Raw genomic sequence first — 17,365 nt, 5'->3', positions numbered from 1 at the left:
CGCGGGCCGCCCCCCTGTTTCTTTTGTTTTTCCCGACATGCGCCAGATCATTCTCGATACCGAAACCACCGGCCTGAACGCCCGCACGGGCGACCGCCTCATCGAAATCGGCTGCGTCGAGCTGCTGAACCGGCGGCTCACCGGCAACAACCTGCACTTCTACGTGAACCCGGAGCGCGACAGCGATCCGGGCGCACTGGCGGTGCACGGGCTCACGACCGAATTCTTGAGCGACAAGCCGAAATTCGCGGAAGTCGCCCACCAGATCCTCGACTTCGTGAAGGATGCCGAGCTGATCATCCACAACGCGCCGTTCGACCTTGGCTTCCTCGACGCGGAATTCGCGCGGCTCGGCCTGCCGCCGTTCACCGAGCATTGCGGCGGCGTGATCGACACGCTGGTGCAGGCCAAGCAGATGTTCCCCGGCAAGCGCAACTCGCTCGACGCGCTGTGCGACCGCTTCGGCATCAGCAACGCGCACCGTACGCTGCACGGCGCACTGCTCGACTCGGAGCTGCTCGCCGAGGTGTATCTGGCGATGACGCGCGGCCAGGACAGCCTCGTGATCGACATGCTCGACGACGTGGGCGCCGACGGCGGCGCGGGCAACGGCCAGCGCGTGTCGCTCGCCGCGCTCGACCTGGCCGTGGTGACCGCGAGCGACGACGAACTCGCCGCGCACCAGGCGCAGCTCGACGAACTCGACAAGTCGGTCAAGGGCACCTGCGTGTGGCGCACGTCCGCCGACACGGGCGCCGCCGAAGCGGCTTGAAGCAGGCGGCCGGCGGCACGCGCCGCGGCCGCGCTCACGCGCGCGGCTGTAGCGCGATAACCGCCATTCCGCCGAGCGCGAGCACCGCGCCGGCCACGTCCCAGCGGGTCAGCGCGACACCGTCGACCACCCGCAGCCAGACCAGCGCCACCGCGATATACACGCCGCCGTACGCGGCATAGGTGCGCCCCGCCGCACTCGGGTGCAGCGTCAGCAGCCACGCGAACAGCGCGAGCGACAGCGCGGCCGGCACCAGCAACCATACCGGCCGGCCGTCCTTCAGCACGAGCCACGGCAGGTAACAGCCGACGATTTCGGCCAGCGCGGTGGCGGCAAACAGCGCCGCGATCCTCATCAGTTCGGTCATCCGGTTCCTCGTGAATTCGGCCCCCGTCACCCGGGGCCGCACGGCCCCGCCGTGCGCCGCCGATCATACCCGAGCCGCCCCCGCCGGACGCCCCGCCAGCCGGGCGTTTCCCGGCAATTTGCACGATCATCCGTCATCGTGCTATCATGTCGCCTGTTTCAACATTCAATCTCTGTCTATTCGATTTCGAGAGAAGTCCATCCGCGCGTTGCGGGCCGGCGCTTCGACCGAAATTGCACACACAGGAAAGCCCGCCCGACAGGCCCGCTTTTCTCGTTTCGTTGCCCCTCCGGGGCGCTTGCCGGAACGCTGGACACCGTCCGCGCCGGCATCTGCCGCCAGCATCACGCGGCCCATTCTTCATGAGCGCACTGTCGCGACGGCCCATCGGGCCCGCGTCGAAGCAGCCCCTTACGGCCCTTTACCGCCTGCAATGCAGTAAGTGCTTAAAGGTCTGCCCCGACGCGCCGCATCCGACACCGCGCTCGCCGGCAAACCGTGTCGGACGGCCCGCCCGTTCGGCGCAGTCAAAGGAGTGCATGACCTTGACCGCAACACACGTCAGCCCGACCGCTGCTTCTTCCACCGCTTCGTCGTCCGGCGAAGCCCCGCTCGTCGCGGACGACATCACCGTCGTCGACCAGAGCCTCCTCAAGCGCGCCGTCAGCGCCATGGCCATCGGCAACGCGATGGAATGGTTCGACTTCGGCGTCTACAGCTACATCGCCGTCACGCTCGGCAAGGTGTTCTTCCCGTCCAGCAGCCCGTCCGCGCAGCTGCTCGCGACCTTCGGCACGTTCGCGGCCGCGTTCCTCGTGCGCCCGCTCGGCGGCATGGTGTTCGGCCCGCTCGGCGACCGCATCGGCCGCCAGCGCGTGCTCGCCGCCACGATGATCATGATGGCCGTCGGCACGTTCGCGATCGGCCTGATCCCCAGCTACGCGTCGATCGGCATCATGGCGCCCGTGCTGCTGCTCGTCGCCCGCCTCGTGCAGGGCTTCTCGACCGGCGGCGAGTACGGCGGCGCCGCCACCTTCATCGCCGAATTCTCGACCGACAAGCGCCGCGGCTTCATGGGCAGCTTCCTCGAGTTCGGCACGCTGATCGGTTACGTGATGGGCGCGGGCGTCGTCGCGCTGCTCACCGCGTCGCTGTCGCAGGAAGCGCTGCTGTCGTGGGGCTGGCGCGTGCCGTTCCTGATCGCCGGCCCGCTCGGCCTGATCGGCCTCTACATCCGGATGCGGCTCGAGGAAACGCCCGCGTTCAAGCGCCAGGCCGAAGAGCGCGAAGCGCAGGACAAGGCCGTGCCGAAGGCGCGCTTCCGCGAAACGCTGATGCGCAACTGGCGCGCCCTGCTGCTGTGCGTCGGCCTCGTGCTGATCTTCAACGTGACCGACTACATGGTGCTGTCGTACCTGCCGAGCTTCATGTCGTCGACGCTGCACTTCGACGAATCGCATAGCCTCGTGCTCGTGCTGATCGTGATGGTGCTGATGATGCCGCTGACGCTCGCCGCCGGCCGCCTGTCGGACAAGGTCGGCCGCAAGCCCGTGATGCTCGCCGGCTGCGTCGGCCTGCTCGCGCTGTCGATCCCGTCGATGATGCTGATCCATGCGGGCACCACGGCGTCGGTGTTCGGCGGCCTGCTGATCCTCGGCGTGCTGCTGTCGTGCTTTACCGGCGTGATGCCGTCGGCGCTGCCGGCGCTGTTCCCGACCGAGATCCGCTACGGCGCGCTCGCGATCGGCTTCAACGTGTCGGTGTCGCTGTTCGGCGGCACGACGCCGCTCGTGACCGCCTGGCTGGTCGACGTCACGCACAACCTGATGATGCCCGCGTACTACATGATGGGCGCCGCCGTGATCGGCATCGTGTCGGTCGTCGCGCTCGCCGAAACCGCGCGCCAGCCGCTCAAGGGCTCGCCGCCGGCCGTCGCGTCGCGCCGCGAAGCCCACCAGCTCGTGCGCCAGATGCGCGAGGACGACGAAGCGGATATCTACAGCGTCGGGTCGCCGGCACGCGCCTGAGCGTCACCCATGAAAAAGCCCCGGCCGAAGCCGGGGCCCGATCGAACCCGATCCGCCCGACCGGCTTGCGCCGGCCGGGCTTTTTTTCATCCATTCGACGCCGGTGCGCTCATGCCTGCGCTTCGCAGTGGCGGCAGAAAATCAGCGCTCGCGAGCGCGACACGGCGGCCTGCGCACCGCGCGCCGCGACGATCAGCCCGACCTGACCGAGATTGAAATCGCGCTCGACCATCAACTGCGTCAGCGCGGCAAGCGGCAACACGAGGGACGGGTGGTACAGGCTCGATTCGATCAGGGCTTTCATCTGCGGCTCCATCAGGCAAGGCGTCATTCGATGGAGTGGATTCTAGGGATCGGCCGCGTCCGGATAAACAGCGCGAATGCGAAGTCACTTGTCAGCCGCCGAGAACAATCGACAACACCTTGCCTGACAAGGCTGGGCGGGCAACGGGCCGCGGCGCGGGGCCCCGCCGCGGGTCGCCTCGACGCCTAGACGAGCGGTGTTTCGACGAACGCCGGCAGCGCTTCCGCCCGCGCCGAATGCGCAGCCAGTGCCGGATAACGGGCCGGATCGATCCGCGCGAGCACCGGGTAGTCGGCCGCCATGAACTGCGTGAAGCGCCATGCGACCGCGACCGTCACGTCGGACTGCAGCAGGCGCGCGCCGCCGAACCAGCCGTTCGCGGCCGCGACGAGCGGCTCCAGGGCGCCGTATGCGCCCTCGATCTGGCTCAGCACGCGCTCGAGCCACGGCGCATGCTGCTTGTCGGCCGGACGCAGCGCCTGCTCGTAGACGACCTGCACGGTCTTCTCGGCGGCCGCCAGCGCGAAGCCGACCGGCACGAGCGCGCGCAGCCGAGCATCGGCGGCATCGGGCAGCAAGCGCCGCTCGGGCGCGACCAGATGATCGAGATAGTCGACGATCAATGACGAATCGAGCAGCGTCGCGCCGTCGTCGGTCACGAGCGTCGGCGCCTTGACGACCGGGTTGGTCGCCCTGAACTGCTCGAAATGACGGAACACCGAGATCGACTCGTGTTCGAACGGGAGGTCGAGCAGTTTCGCCGAAATGGCGACCCGACGCACGAACGGGGAATCCAGCATGCCGATCAGCTTCATCGCGAACGCTCCGCTTGAGGGGAATGGGAGCGACGACTGTAGCAGCGTCGCGCGGCATCGCCTAGGGCCCGTTCCCGCCCGCAACGAGCGGGGGCCGGCTGCGCGACCGCGTTTGCCGAATGGCGGAACGTGCTCGGCCGGCCTTCGCGCCCGTGCGCCCGATGCGCATCAACCCGCCGCGCGCGGGACTCACGATGTCCGGCCACAGTGACCATAATGCAAGTTCACCCCCCTTCCGCCCCAAGGTTCGCCATGTGGTATGCCCTCGTCGAGCAGCAGCGGGAATGGATGCGCGCGTGGCGCGCGGCGACGCGGCACGCGTTCGACGCGTGGCCCGCGGCCACGCTGCCGCACGCGGCGTCGTCGTGCTACGACGACCTGTTCGAGCCGCTGCTCGGGCCGCCGGACGGCCCCCCGCACTTCGACATCGGATGGCCGGCGCTCGGCGAGCGCGTCGTCGCGCGCACGCCGTTCTGCGACCTGCGGCGCTTCACGCGGGCCGACGCGCAGCGCACGGTGCTGCTGTGCGCGCCGCTCGCCGGGCACGCGGCCGTGATGATGCGGGAAACCGTCGAGACGCTGCTCGCGGACGGCGATGTCTGCGTGACCGACTGGCGCAATGCGCGCGACGTGCCGCTCGCGTCGGGCCGTTTCGGGCTCGACGAGTACGTCGCGACGCTCGACGGCTTCGTCGACGGGCTCGCGCACGACGACCGGCCGCTGCATGTCGTCGCCGTGTGCCAGGCGACCGTGCCGGCGCTCGGCGCGCTCGCGCTGCGGGCGGCGCGCGGTCTCCCCTCGCCCGCGAGCGTCACGCTGATCGGCGGCCCGCTCGACGCGCGCCGGAATCCGAGTGCGCTCGGCACCGCCGCTGCCGCCCATTCGCTCGGCTGGTGCCGCCGCCACCTGATCGACGTCGTGCCACCTGGTTTCGCGGGGCACGGCCGCCACGTGTTTCCCACCTATCTGCAACAGGGCGAGATCGCGCTCGTGTACCCGCAGCGCTTCCTGTCGCTGATCGAAGCGTACGCGCTGGCCGCGTCGCGCTTCGACATGACCGGACTCGCCGGCGCGCGGCGCGCGCTGCTCGAATACACGGCGCTGCTCGACATGCCGGCCGAGTATTTCCTGGATACGGTCGACATCGTGTTCCAGCGCATGAGCCTCGCGCTCGGCACGTGGGACGTGGGCGGCCAGCGCGTCGAGCCGGCGGCTATGCGCGGCATCGTCCTGCTGACCGTCGAAGGCGCATGCGACAAGGTCACGGGCGCCGGCCAGACACATGCGGCGCTCGACCTGTGCAGCGGCCTCGCCGACGACGAGCGCTTTCGCATCGACATCGACGACTGCGATCACTACGGGCTGTTTACGGGGGCACGCTGGCACGGGGACGTGCATCCGATGCTGCAGCGCGTGTTCGCGTGGGCCGAAGCCCGCCGCCCTCGCCCGCGCCGCATCCGGCGGACGTGATGCCGAATCAGCGCCGCGCCGCGTCGAGCAACGCGCGCACCTCGTCGTCACTCGTCTGCTCGAAGCGCGCGTAGAACTGGCTGATCCCGAAGAACACCAGCGGCAGCATCACCGTGACGAACGCGTCGGCCAGATCGTCGAACACGTGCCGTGTACCTGCCGGCGCGACCGGTGCAGCCGCGATGATCCGCGCCGGATGACGCTCGCGTAACGCCTGCAGCGCGACACGCATCGACGCGCCGGTCGCGACGCCGTCGTCGACGACGATCGCAATGCGCCCTTCGACCGGCAGCGGCGGCTCGGCGCCGCGGTACAGCGCTTCGCGTCGATGCAGCTCGGCCGTCTCGCGCGCGATCACGTCGGCGAGCTCGGCGTCGGGCACGTTCATCGAGCGGAGCACCGAACGCTGCAGATGAATCGCCCCGCCCGTCGCGATCGCGCCCATCGCGAGCTCGGGATCGTACGGCACGCCGAGCTTGCGCACGACCAGCACGTCGAGCGGTGCATGCAGCGCACACGCGACCGGATAGGCGACGGGCACACCGCCACGCGGCAACGCGAGCACGACGACATCGCCGCGCCCCGCGTAATCGCCCAATGCGCCGGCCAGCTGGCAGCCGGCATCGGTGCGATCGGCAAAACACTCGAACACGATCGGCTCCCTGCCGTTGCGCCGGATGCGCGAAACCCGCGTCGGCGCCTGTCAACGAGCATGGTTCATCGGCCGCGCCGATGCAAGCAGGGTCACACCGGCACGCGTGGCGCCGACGGAAAGGGTCAGAGGCCGCCGGCCTGCCGGTAGAGCCGCCAGAACGACTGGGCATAGGATTGCGCGAGCTCGGGCGCACGCTGGAACACGTTCACCGTTTCCGCATGCGCGGCCGCGCCTTCGGACAGCGTGGTCAGCGCGACGCTGTCGTCGACGATCACGAAGCGCGGGGCGGGATCGCCGTGCCGCGAATCGATCGCCACGTCGATACCGGAAGATTTCAGATAGCCCGCGCCGCTGTACCGGCCCGCGCGCGGCGAACGCACGAGCACGACACGCACCTCGACCCCGCGCGCGCGGGCCGCACGCAGCGCGCTCGCGACCGCCGGCGGCACGTGCGTGTAGCCGGCCAGCAGCACGCGGCGCTGCGCCTGCCCGATCAGGTCGACGGTCGCGTCGGCCGCTGCATTGTCATACGAAAAGTATGTGCCGACCGATGCGGCATCGGACGGAATCTGGCTGGCGTGGGCGCTCGCCGCGCAGCAAAGCGCGGCGAGAAGGAAGGCGGCTGGTCTCATGGCGGGCGCCATTGTAGCGACGCCAATTCGCGTGGCAAGCACCACCTGAGAGGCTGCTGCGCCGGCGCAACACACAGCGCAAAACGGGTGCCTGGCGAACGGGCCAGCGCGCGTTTTTCATGCGGCCGATCAGCCCGCCGCGACGCGTGAGAGCCAGCTCGCCACGCCGTCGACGGAGCGGAAATCCGCGAGGCTGCGCGCCGGCAGCGCCGGATAGGCACCACCGGCCATCTCGGCCAGCGCGCGGCCAGGACCGAGCTCGAGGAACGCGGTCGCACCGGCCTCCACGCACGCCGCCAGACAGGCCGCCCACTCGACCGGCTCCGCGACCTGCCGCGCAAGCTTGTCGAGGCCGGCGCCGACGTCCAGCACCGATGCGCCATCGATCCCCGAAAACAGCCGCGTGCCGGGCAGCGGCCGCCGTACGTCGGTCGCGGCGAGCGACGCGCGAAACACCGGCACGGCCGCGGCGAGCCGACGCGTGTGCGACGCGATCCGCACGCAGACGGGCGCGACGCGCAGCGCGCCGGCGCGCGACGCATCGTCGGCCACCGCGTCGACATCGGCCTGCCGCCCCGCGACCACGAACGCGTCGCCGGGATTCGCGATCGCGATCGCCGCGTCGCGGCCGTCGCACAACCGCGCGAGTTGGGCACGCGTCAGGCCGCGTACGAACACCATCCGCTCGTCGCCGCCGCTCGCGGCATCCATCGCGCGCGCACGCGCGTCGGCCAGGTCGAGCGCGGCGCCCGGCTCGATCATTCCCGCGACGCTCCACGATACGACTTCGCCGACGCTGTAGCCGGCGACGCAGCGCCGGCGCGGCCACACCGCGTCGAGCAGCGCGGCGGCGGCGAGCGCCTGGACCGTGCAGAGAATCTGCGCGGCACGGTTCTCGCGCAGCGCGTCCGGCCCGGCCTGCCGGACCCACGCGCGCGGATCGTCGCCGAGGAGCCGGCCGGCGTGCGCGAACAGCGCGCCGGCCTGCGGCGCGGCGCCGGTCAGGTCGAACATGTCGGCGCGCTGCGCGCCCTGCCCCGAACAGAGGATGGCCAGCGTCATCGCGCGCCCTCGTCAATTTCGAGCGCATCGACGAAGACGCTCATCGCGAGCAGGTCGGCCGCGCCGCCCGGGCTCAGCCGCCGTGCCACGAACGCCCGATGCGCGGCGGCCGCGCGCAGCCGCCAGTCGCGCGCCCGCACGCCGCCACGTGCCACGAACGCGCGTGCGGTTACCCGCGCGAACTCGAGGCCGGCCTGCCCGCCCCGGTGCAGCAGGTTCGTATCGTCGAGCGCGGCGATCAGCGCGAAGCATGCATCGACGCGCGCGGCTTCCGGATCGCCCGGCAGGTCACGCTGCGCGCGACGCAGCGCGGGCAGCCCGACCGCATAGACGGTCGTGAAACCGTCGGCCGCCTCGCGACGTGCACCGCCGACGCCGTAGCGGCGGCTCGCGCGTTCGCCGTGGCTGTCGGGCAAGCGAGGGCCACCGAGGATATCGGCACCCCAGCGGCGGGAGACGATCGCACCGAGCGTCATTCCGGCCGGCATCGTCCCCGGCATCGCGCGCCGACCGGCTGCCGCGCACAGCAGCCCGAGCCCGAATATCGCGCCGCGATGCGTGTTGACGCCACCGGTCGCGGCAAGCATCGCGTGCTCGGCACGCAGGCCGATCTTGCGCAGTACGGCCATGTCCGCATCGCGCGCGCCCGCATCCGCCAATTCGGCGAAGTACGGCCGCAGCACGGCGGCGCTGCGGGCGAACGTCGCGGCGTCCATGTCGGTGTGACTGCCGGTGTCGACGTGACTGACAAGCCCCGGCTTCGGATAGGTCTCGATCTCGAGCACGAGGCTGCGCTCGGCCAGTTCGGCGATGCGCTCGGCTTCGGACGGCGCCGGTACGCGGCAGGCAGCCCATGCACTCATCGCATACCTCCGATGAATGCGTCGGCCGGCATCAGTTCGACGCTGATCGCGGTCTTGACCGCGACTTCACGCTGCCGCGTGTGCAGTTCGCGCCAGTTGACGCCCGCGCCGTCGTCGCGCAGCAGTTCGCCGTCGATGCGCATCGGCGCGCGCGCGTCGATCGCCGCGAGGCCGTCGAGCAGCGGCGCGAGCGACGCAGGGTCCGGCAGCGGGAACACGATGTCGAGATCGGACGACGTCCCCAGGTAGGGTTCGCCCGTCAGCGCCTGCCATGCGAGGCTGCCGAACACGCGGCCCGGCACACCGTAACGCACGCCGAGCGCATCGAGCTCGCGCAACGCCGTGCGCCATGCGTCGGGCGCGGCGACAAGCACGTCGGACAACGCGGGCAGCGGGCCGACCGTCGCGAGCGCGTCGGCCGCCGCGTTCAGCGCGATGCGCCGCTTGCCCGCGGAAGGCGGCAGCGGCAGGCCAAGCGGCACGCGACCGGCATCGGCCTCGTCGGGCGACGCGCGGCGCACGATCAGCGGCCAGCCGCGCTCGGCCCACGCACGCACGAGCGGATCGGCTGCGAGCGCGGGATCGCGCGCGAATGCCGCGCCCCACCCCGCCGCCGTCAGCGTGACGAGCGTGTGGCGGCGCAGCGGCAGCTCAGCGTGCGGCACGCGCGAGTGCCTCGACGCGCCGGGCGACGTCGGCGGCAACCGGCCGGCCGCGTGACGCACGCCGGTCGACGCGGTCGGCCGGCTTGCCGAGCCATGCAACGACCTGCGCGTCGAGCGAGCGGGCCGGATCGAGCACGGCGTCGACGGCGCCCATCTTCACGAGATTGTCGAGCCCCGGCGCGAACACCGGCGTCGAGCGCGACATCTCCTTCAGCACGTCGATCGGCAGCTTGGTCACGCGCGACATCGACGGCAGGTCCATCACCTCCGGCTCTGCGCCCGGCACCGCGAGCAGCGTGCGCGTCGCGAGCGCGGTCGCGATGAACGCGCCCGCGGCCGTGTGGCCATACAGCACGCCGATCGTCCGGTGCCCGGCGAGATCCGCGTGCATCAGGCACTTCGCGAGATGCGACAGCCCTTCGTTCAGGCCGAGCAGTTCGTCACGCTTGCTCATCCGCTGGCTGTCGCTGTCGACCAGTACGAGGATCGGCGTGTCGTCGCCGCGTGCGATCGTGTCGAGCACGTGTGACGCGAGCGTCAGCGCCTCGTCGATGCCGAACGGCAAACGGTCGGCGACGCCGATCACGTCGACGCGTGTGCCGGCCAGTTCCGCGTGGCCGGTCAGCAGCCCGCCGTGACGGGCGATCGAATGGCCTTGCGGGAACAGTGAACTCAATACTTCATCGAGCGTCATGCGGGCTCTCCTGCAGTTGGTCCGCGAGCGCGGCGAACGCATCGTCCGGCATCCCCGGGATCGCTTCCGGCGCCGATGCGCGCAGCGCACGCCACACGTCGAGCGCATCCTTGCATGCGCCGAACCGTTCGACCCGCGCTTCGAGGCGGGCCTGCTCCGCGCGCAGCATCGCCGCATCGAACTTCGGTGCACGGCCGATCAGCGCGAGCGCCGCTGCACGGAACGCAGCGGGCGTGTCGGCCACGTAGCGATCCGCACCACCGATCAGCCGTCGGTGCTTGCCGCCCATCGTGCGCCAGATCAGCGCGCGATCCTTCGCATCGAATTCCTCGACGCCGCGATTGGTCTCGATCACTTCGGGGCCCGACACGCTGATGCGGCCCTGCTCCGATACCGCAAGCGCCGAGCAGCACGCGGCGAGCAACCCGCCGCCGCCGTAGCAGCCCGCACGGCCGCCGATCAGCCCGATCACCGGCACGCCGGCCGTGCGCGCTTCGACGAGCGCGCGCATGATCTCGGCGATCGCGAGTTCGCCCGCGTTCGCCTCCTGCAGCCGCACGCCGCCCGTATCGAACAGGATCAGCACCGGCTTGCCGGTGTCGCGCGCGGCGCGCAGCAGCCCGGTGAGCTTCGCGCCGTGCACTTCGCCGAACGCGCCGCCCATGAAGCGGCCTTCCTGCGCGGCGACGAACACCGGCTGGCCGTCGAGCCGGCCGTGGCCGACCACCATCCCGTCGTCGAACTGCTGCGGCAGGTCGAACAGCGGCAGGTGCGGGCTCGTCACGCGCTCGGCCGGGCCGAGGAATTCGCTGAAACTGCCGGCGTCCAGCAGCCCGTCGATGCGCTGCCGCGCCGATGCTTCGTACCAGCTCGCGGCATTCGCGACGAACGCGGGCGTATCGGGCGTATCGCGCGTATCGTGGATCGCGTCGTTCATCATGCGTCCCCCTCGATTGCCCGCACGGCTTGCGCGAGCCGCAGCGACACCATGTCGGGCCGCGCGCCGCCGTCGTTGATCGACAGCTTCAGGCCGCCCGGCGTGCGCCGCTCGACGAAATCCGCGACGACGGCCTGCCACACCGCGCCGAACCCGACCGCCGCCGTGCGGATGTCGATCTCGCATTCGTTGCCCGGCAGCACGCGTTCGACGAGCACTTCGAGATTGCCGGATGCCACCACGCCGACGAGCGCCGCGGCCTGCTCGCCCTTCGCGCGCTCGCGCGCGGTGAAGCGATAGTTCAACTGTTCCATGCCCTTGTCCTTACCAGTTGCGGAACCGAGCCGGCGGTGCATACAGGCCGCCCGACCAGTGCACGAGATCCTTGATCGAACGCGCGGCGAGCCAGCGGCGGTCGGCGTCGAGCGGATCGATGCCGAGATCCTCCGGGCGACGGATCACGCCGCGCTCGCGCAGCCGCTCGACCATCTTCCGGTCGCGGCCGCGACCGATTTCCGTATAGCCGGCGACGCCGCGGATCGCGTGCTCGCGTTCGTCCTTGTCGCGGCACATCAGCAGGTTCGCGATCCCTTCCTCGGTGACGATGTGCGTGACGTCGTCGCCGTAGACCATGATCGGCGCGAGGTCGAGCTGCAGCTTGTCCGCGAGCTTCAGCGCATCGAGCTTCTCGACGAACATCGGCACGTTCTTGTCGCCGAACGTCTCGCCGATCTGCACGACGAGCTTGCGGCCGCGCCTGAGCGCCGCCGGCGTGTCGGGGTCGGCTTCCGCGCCCGCCTTCAGCCACGGCTCGCTCGGATGGCGCCGGCCGCGCGCGTCGCTGCCCATGTTCGGCGCGCCGCCGAAACCGGCGATACGCTCGGCCGTGACCGTCGACGAATGGCCGGACAGGTCGATCTGCAGCGTCGAGCCGATGAACATGTCGCACGCATAGAGGCCGGCGGTCTGGCAGAACGCGCGGTTCGAGCGCAGCGACCCGTCTGAGCCCGTGAACCAGATGTCGGAACGCGCGCGGATGTAGTCGTCCATCCCGACTTCCGAGCCGAAGCAGTGGATCTGCTCGACCCAGCCCGACTCGATCGCGGGAATCAGCGTCGGGTGCGGATTGAGCGCCCAGTGCGAGCAGACCTTGCCCTTCAGCCCGAGCTTCTCGCCGTAGGTCGGCAGCAGCAGCTCGATCGCGGCCGTGTTGAAGCCGATCCCGTGGTTCAGGCGCTTGATGCCGTACGGCGCGTAGATGCCCTTGATCGCGAGCATCGCGGTGAGGATCTGCGTTTCGGTGATCGCCGCCGGATCGCGCGTGAACAGCGGCTCGACGTAGAACGGCCGGCCGGCCTCGACGACGAAATGCACACGATCGCCCGGGATGTCGACACGCGGCACCTTGTCGACGATGCGGTCGACCTGCGCGATCACGATGCCGTCCTTGAACGCGGTGGCTTCGACGACGGTCGGCGTGTCTTCGGTGTTCGGGCCGGTGTAGAGATTGCCGTCGCGATCGGCGCTGACCGCGGCGATCAGCGCGACCTGCGGGGTGAGGTCGATGAAGTAGCGTGCGAACAGCTCGAGATAGGTGTGCACCGCGCCGAGCGCGATCTTGCCGCCGAACAGCAGCTTCGCGATGCGCTGCGACTGCGGGCCCGAATACGCGAAGTCGAGACGCTTCGCGATGCCGCGCTCGAACACGTCGAGATGCTCGGGCAGCACGACGCCCGACTGCACCATGTGCAGGTCGTGGACCTTCGCGCTGTCGACGTCGGCGAGCGCGGTGGCGAGCAGATCGGCCTGCTTCTGGTTGTCGCCTTCGAGGCACACGCGATCGCCGGGCCGCAGCACCGCTTCGAGCAACGCCACGGTGTCGCGCGCATCGACCCGCTTGCCCTGCGCGTAAGCCGCGCCGGCCGCGAGGCGTGCATCGCGCGCCTGCCGCGCGTGATTCCATCCCGTCATGAACAGTTCTCCCGCTTCGATGGTTCAGCGGCATTCTAAGCCTGGCGCCGCCGCCGATTGATGATGTTGACGAATGCGACTCAGAGGACGCCGCGATGGATGCGGCCCGCGCACGCGCCGCCCATCGGTCGGGCCTACGCGCCGACCAGCGCGCGCGTCGTGAAGAACAGCAGCGACGGGCCGAGCAGGCAGCCGACGCCCGTGTGGAACGTCGCGACCAGTGCGCCGTACGGGACGAGCCGTCGGTCGGTCGCGGCGAGCCCCGCGCTCACGCCGCTGACGGTGCCGGCCAGGCCGCCGAAGATCATCGCGGAGCGCGGTGTCTTCAGGCCCATGAAGTTGGCCGCGACCGGCGTGCCGACCATCACGATGATCGCCTTGACCAGCCCCGTCGCGATGCTGAGCGCGATCACGTCGGAGCTTGCACCGATCGCCGCGCCCGTGACGGGGCCGACGATGTAGGTGACGGCGCCCGCGCCGATCGTCGTCATGCTGACCGCGTCGGTATAGCCGAAGGCGCGCGCGATGCACGCGCCGACGATGAACGGCAGCACGGTGCCGAGCAGCAGCGACACGACGCCGACGAGCCCGGCCTTGCGCGCCTCGGTCGGCTGCACTTCGAACGCGGTCGCGACGATCGCGAAATCGCGCAGCATCGCGCCGCCCATCAGGCCGATGCCGGCGAACAGCTTGACGTCGGCCAGCCCCTTCTCGCCGCCGGTGAATGCGCCGCCGACATAGGCCAGCACGAGACCGATCACGATCGCGATCGCGGAGCCGTGCACGCGGCCGAACGTGAGCTTGCGCGAAGCGATCGACGACAGCCACATGATCAGGCCGACCAGCGCGAACGACGCGACGAGCCCGTTGTGGGCGACGGTTTTTTCGAGCATCTGCAGCATGGCGGCCTCCGTTACTGTTCTTCGAATTGCGGCACGCCCGCGAAGGCCGTGTCGTCGCGCCCGGTGCGCACGAGTACCGCGATGCAGCATGCGCAGATCGCGACCGCGCCGACGGCGGCCAGCAGCGCGACCGGGCCGCCCTTCAACGCGGCGACGACGTTCTGGTTCGCGGCCATCGCGACGACGACGGGGATGTACATCGCGCCCCAGAAACCGACGCCGGCCTCGGTCTCCTTCGGCAGCCAGCCGCGGCGGTGCAGCCACAGGCGCAGGCAGATCAGCAGCAGCATCGCGATGCCGACGCCGCCGACGTTGGTCTTCACGCCGATCGCGCTGCCGAGCAGGTCGCCGAGGAACAGTCCGGCCAGGTGGCAGAACGCCAGCAGCGCGGTTCCGTAGATGATCATGAGTCGTCTCCAGTCTCTTCGTGACGGGCGCCTGACGCGTGCGGGAGCCAGGCCCGCACGCCGGTCCCGGGCGGACTGTCTGTCTCCTGCGGCGGGGCGCCGCGGCCCGGCGGCTCGTCGTGCGAGCGCGTTCTCGGGGTCGATGGGATGATGCAGTTTCGGGCCGGACGCCGGATGGCTTAGACTGACCGATGCCATCGGCGGCGCGACACGGGCTACGCGTCCGGTGCCCCCCATTGGCGGAGGCCGCACTGGCGCGTGATCCGATACTAGCGCCGCACAATCCGGCCATTTATGAAGTTGTCGAAACCGATTCAGTGGATTTAGCAATGCGCCCGTTACCGCCCGAGCTGCTGCGCAGCTTCGTCGCCGTCGCCCAGTCCGGCAGCTTCACCGCCGCGTCCGAGCGCGTGAGCCTGTCGCAGTCGACCGTCAGCCAGCATATCCGCCGCCTCGAGGAGCTGCTCGACCGGCCGCTGTTCGAGCGCGACACGCGCAACGTGCACCTGTCGCAGCACGGCGACGCGCTGTTCCGCTACGCGGTGCGCATTCTCGAACTGATGGACGAGGCCGTCACGTCGGTGTGCGGGCCGCCGCTGTCGGGCAAGGTGCGGCTCGCGATGTCGGAGGATTTCGCGTCGGCGCACCTGACGGCCGCGCTCGCGAGCTTCGTGCAGCGCAATCCGGACGTCGAGCTCGCGATCTCGACCGGGCTGTCGGGCGACCTGTTCGACGCGCTCGACGAGGGGCGGCACGATCTCGTGTTCGCGAAGCGCATCGCCGGCAGCCGGCGCGGCCGCGTGATCCGCAGCGAGCCGCTGTACTGGTGCACGGGCCCCGATTCGCGGATCACCGGCCATGAGGCCGTGCTGCCGCTCGCGATGCATCCGGAGCCGAGCGTGTCGCGCCGCCGCGTGCTCGAATCGCTCGAGGCCGTCGGGCGGCCGTACCGGATCGCGGTCGTGAGCAGCAGCGTCGCGGTGTTGCGCGCCGCCGCGAGCGCGGGGCTCGGCGTCAGCGCGTTCGCCGGCTACGTGATCCCGGCCGGGCTCGCGCGGCTCGACGCCGGGCTGCCCGAACTCGGCGAACTCGAATACGTGATCGACCGGCCGACGGCCGCGTCGCGTTCGACGCTCGCCCTCGAAGCGACGCTGATTACAGCCGCTTCGGAGTTGTAGCCGCGCCTGGCGCGACCCACACAGGGGGCGCCGCACCCGCACCTGACAGCTTTGCCCGGAACGCGTCATCGTCCGCGCAGCACTCGCTCGCGACAATGGGACCCATCGGAACGCACCGCGCATCGCCGCGCGCGTCCGGTACCCGTCCCCTTGATCGGAGCCCGCCATGAACAACGTCCTGCGATTCGCCGTCGCGACCGCTGCAGCCGCCTTGCTCTCCCCCGCCTTTGCCCAGACCGACGCTTCGGCCCCGGCACAACAGGGCCTGACACGCGCGGAAGTCATCGACCAGCTCAAGCAGGCCTATCTCGACGGCGAACTGCCGACCAACGACGGCAACTACCCGCCGGACGCCGCGACACGTTCGCGCAACCGCGAACTCGTGCAGGCCGTGAGCCCGGCGTGGCTGGCCCACACGCCGCCCGCCAGCCAGGCGACGTCGCAGCAATGACCGGCGCCGCCGCGCCGGCGCAACGCAATCAGGATCACGGCAGGAAGCTGCGGCGGCGCGCGTCGATCAGCTCGACGAGCAGGCGGTCGCGTTCGGCCGCGAGCTCCTGCATCGAGTGCTCGCCCTGGATCGTGCGCAATGCGTCGTTCAGCTTGCGATCGACTTCCGGATCGAATGACGGCGTGCCGAGATCGTCCCACCAGCTCGTGATCGGCCCCGACAAGTGTTCGAGAAAGTGCGCGATCCCGCCCGCGCCGCCGCCGAGGTGATAGGTCAGGCATTGCCCCATCAACCCCCAGCGCAGGCCGGGCCCCCATGCGACGGCCTTGTCCGCATCGGCCACGCTCACCACGCCTTCGCCGACGAGGTGATACACCTCGCGGAACAGCGCGGCCGCGAGCCGGTTCGCGACGTGGCCGGTCATCTCCTTGTTGAGGACGATCGTCTGCTTGCCGAGCGCATCGTAGAAATCCTTCACGCGCGCGATCACGTCCTGGCTGGTGGCATCGCCGCCGACCAGCTCGACGAGTGGAATCAGGTGCGGCGGATTGAACGGATGCGCGATCAGGCAACGCTCCGGATGCTTGTCGCACGCGGTCTGGATGTCCGACATCTTCAGGCCCGACGAGCTCGACGCGATCGGCACGTGCGCGGGCAGCACGTCGTCCATCTGCCGGTACAGCTCGCGCTTCAGGTCGAGCCGCTCCGGGCCATTCTCCTGCACGAAGTCGACGCCGTCGAGCGCACGCACGAGATCGGCGTCGAACGACAGCCGCGCGGAAAGTTCAGCGGCCCGGTCGCCGAGAAACGCGGCCAGCGCGTCGCGCAACCGCGTGTCGGCTTGCGGCGCCGGATCGGTCGCGACGACGTCGAAGCCCTGCGTCAGATAGAAGGCGGCCCAGCTCGCGCCGATCACGCCGGCGCCGACGATCGCAATGCGTCGAATGTCCATGATTGTCCCGTGTCGTTGGTCTGCAAACAGATCGCGGCGATTGTCGCATCGAATCGCGCGGGCCTGCATTGACGCAGATTGCGGATTCCCTCTTGAAATGCGCTTCGGCTGCCACTAATTACACGTCGTCGGGCCGTGCAGCATGCAGCGCACCGCCCCCGTTTCGACCCAGTGGAGCTTCCACGACGCGCCCGCCGCAGGCGTCGCGCCGTCACGTCTCCCGCGTTCCCTGTTCAGGAGG

20 protein-coding genes are annotated in these 17,365 nt (G+C 70.2%); 5 read left to right on the top strand and 15 right to left on the bottom strand.

From position 1 onward, the window contains the following. Positions 1 to 37 precede the first annotated feature (37 nt). Positions 38 to 772 carry a DNA polymerase III subunit epsilon gene (dnaQ, locus tag CFB45_RS06745; protein ID WP_089424993.1) on the top strand — a complete coding sequence of 245 codons (735 nt, stop codon included), beginning with the start codon at positions 38 to 40 and terminating at the stop codon, positions 770 to 772. 34 nt (positions 773 to 806) lie between these two features. Here the strand turns inward: dnaQ and CFB45_RS06740 are convergent, their stop codons facing one another. Continuing rightward, on the bottom strand, positions 807 to 1,139 hold the full coding sequence (locus CFB45_RS06740; RefSeq protein WP_046545360.1) for a YnfA family protein: 333 nt from the start codon (positions 1,137 to 1,139) through the stop codon (positions 807 to 809). Positions 1,140 to 1,678: 539 nt separating this feature from the next. Between CFB45_RS06740 and proP the strand changes: the two genes are divergently transcribed. Next, complete coding sequence (gene proP / locus CFB45_RS06730; protein WP_089424992.1) at positions 1,679 to 3,166, top strand: glycine betaine/L-proline transporter ProP; 1,488 nt, start codon at positions 1,679 to 1,681, stop codon at positions 3,164 to 3,166. A gap of 109 nt (positions 3,167 to 3,275) precedes the next feature. Here proP and CFB45_RS06725 read toward each other — a convergent pair whose 3' ends face one another. Beyond that, positions 3,276 to 3,470 (bottom strand): hypothetical protein, encoded by a 195-nt coding sequence (locus tag CFB45_RS06725; RefSeq protein ID WP_069249260.1) that lies wholly within the window; start codon positions 3,468 to 3,470, stop codon positions 3,276 to 3,278. Between the two features lie 185 nt (positions 3,471 to 3,655). After that, positions 3,656 to 4,285 (bottom strand): glutathione S-transferase family protein, encoded by a 630-nt coding sequence (locus CFB45_RS06720; RefSeq protein WP_089424991.1) that lies wholly within the window; start codon positions 4,283 to 4,285, stop codon positions 3,656 to 3,658. A gap of 252 nt (positions 4,286 to 4,537) precedes the next feature. Between CFB45_RS06720 and CFB45_RS06715 the strand changes: the two genes are divergently transcribed. Next, positions 4,538 to 5,755 (top strand): polyhydroxyalkanoate depolymerase, encoded by a 1,218-nt coding sequence (locus CFB45_RS06715; protein ID WP_089424990.1) that lies wholly within the window; start codon positions 4,538 to 4,540, stop codon positions 5,753 to 5,755. A gap of 7 nt (positions 5,756 to 5,762) precedes the next feature. On the opposite strand, the gene CFB45_RS06710 is transcribed toward CFB45_RS06715, so the two are convergent. The 11 genes from CFB45_RS06710 to madL form a co-directional block, all read right to left on the bottom strand. Further along, entirely contained in the window at positions 5,763 to 6,407 is a 645-nt protein-coding gene (locus tag CFB45_RS06710; RefSeq protein ID WP_089424989.1) for a phosphoribosyltransferase, read from the bottom strand. Between the two features lie 125 nt (positions 6,408 to 6,532). Continuing rightward, on the bottom strand, positions 6,533 to 7,054 hold the full coding sequence (locus CFB45_RS06705) for a phospholipase D-like domain-containing protein (protein WP_089424988.1): 522 nt from the start codon (positions 7,052 to 7,054) through the stop codon (positions 6,533 to 6,535). A gap of 117 nt (positions 7,055 to 7,171) precedes the next feature. After that, the gene (locus CFB45_RS06700; RefSeq protein ID WP_089424987.1) at positions 7,172 to 8,104 is read right to left on the bottom strand and encodes an acyltransferase domain-containing protein; all 933 of its coding nucleotides are present in this window, start codon (positions 8,102 to 8,104) and stop codon (positions 7,172 to 7,174) included. Beyond that, complete coding sequence (gene mdcB, locus CFB45_RS06695; RefSeq protein WP_089424986.1) at positions 8,101 to 8,967, bottom strand: triphosphoribosyl-dephospho-CoA synthase MdcB; 867 nt, start codon at positions 8,965 to 8,967, stop codon at positions 8,101 to 8,103. Before mdcB ends, CFB45_RS06700 begins: the two co-directional genes overlap by 4 nt. After that, complete coding sequence (gene mdcG, locus CFB45_RS06690) at positions 8,964 to 9,632, bottom strand: malonate decarboxylase holo-[acyl-carrier-protein] synthase (protein ID WP_089425881.1); 669 nt, start codon at positions 9,630 to 9,632, stop codon at positions 8,964 to 8,966. The genes mdcB and mdcG overlap by 4 nt, the downstream gene beginning before the upstream one ends. After that, positions 9,619 to 10,326, bottom strand: a complete 708-nt coding sequence (mdcE, locus tag CFB45_RS06685) for a biotin-independent malonate decarboxylase subunit gamma (protein ID WP_089424985.1) — start codon at positions 10,324 to 10,326, stop codon at positions 9,619 to 9,621. Before mdcE ends, mdcG begins: the two co-directional genes overlap by 14 nt. Next, on the bottom strand, positions 10,313 to 11,266 hold the full coding sequence (locus tag CFB45_RS06680) for a biotin-independent malonate decarboxylase subunit beta (protein WP_089424984.1): 954 nt from the start codon (positions 11,264 to 11,266) through the stop codon (positions 10,313 to 10,315). The genes mdcE and CFB45_RS06680 overlap by 14 nt, the downstream gene beginning before the upstream one ends. Continuing rightward, on the bottom strand, positions 11,263 to 11,577 hold the full coding sequence (gene mdcC, locus CFB45_RS06675) for a malonate decarboxylase acyl carrier protein (RefSeq protein WP_047900325.1): 315 nt from the start codon (positions 11,575 to 11,577) through the stop codon (positions 11,263 to 11,265). Before mdcC ends, CFB45_RS06680 begins: the two co-directional genes overlap by 4 nt. Positions 11,578 to 11,587: 10 nt before the next feature. Continuing rightward, positions 11,588 to 13,234: a malonate decarboxylase subunit alpha gene (gene mdcA / locus CFB45_RS06670; RefSeq protein ID WP_089424983.1), complete on the bottom strand. Its 1,647-nt coding sequence runs from the start codon at positions 13,232 to 13,234 to the stop codon at positions 11,588 to 11,590. Between the two features lie 134 nt (positions 13,235 to 13,368). Continuing rightward, positions 13,369 to 14,136 (bottom strand): malonate transporter subunit MadM, encoded by a 768-nt coding sequence (gene madM / locus CFB45_RS06665; RefSeq protein ID WP_027784056.1) that lies wholly within the window; start codon positions 14,134 to 14,136, stop codon positions 13,369 to 13,371. An 11-nt stretch (positions 14,137 to 14,147) separates the two neighbouring features. Then, entirely contained in the window at positions 14,148 to 14,543 is a 396-nt protein-coding gene (madL, locus tag CFB45_RS06660; protein ID WP_034186756.1) for a malonate transporter subunit MadL, read from the bottom strand. A 329-nt stretch (positions 14,544 to 14,872) separates the two neighbouring features. Between madL and CFB45_RS06655 the strand changes: the two genes are divergently transcribed. Both CFB45_RS06655 and CFB45_RS06650 read left to right on the top strand, forming a co-directional pair. Beyond that, positions 14,873 to 15,721, top strand: coding sequence for a LysR substrate-binding domain-containing protein (locus CFB45_RS06655; RefSeq protein ID WP_089424982.1), 849 nt, complete (start codon positions 14,873 to 14,875; stop codon positions 15,719 to 15,721). 166 nt (positions 15,722 to 15,887) lie between these two features. After that, positions 15,888 to 16,172, top strand: coding sequence for a DUF4148 domain-containing protein (locus CFB45_RS06650; RefSeq protein ID WP_089424981.1), 285 nt, complete (start codon positions 15,888 to 15,890; stop codon positions 16,170 to 16,172). A gap of 34 nt (positions 16,173 to 16,206) precedes the next feature. Here CFB45_RS06650 and CFB45_RS06645 read toward each other — a convergent pair whose 3' ends face one another. Beyond that, a complete protein-coding gene (locus CFB45_RS06645; RefSeq protein WP_089424980.1) occupies positions 16,207 to 17,124 on the bottom strand; it encodes a 3-hydroxyacyl-CoA dehydrogenase NAD-binding domain-containing protein in 918 nt (305 codons plus the stop codon). Positions 17,125 to 17,365 lie beyond the last annotated feature (241 nt).

Origin of the sequence: Burkholderia sp. HI2500 (assembly GCF_002223055.1) — a bacterium.
Lineage (GTDB): Bacteria > Pseudomonadota > Gammaproteobacteria > Burkholderiales > Burkholderiaceae > Burkholderia.
This window is presented reverse-complemented; position numbering and strand designations above follow the sequence as displayed.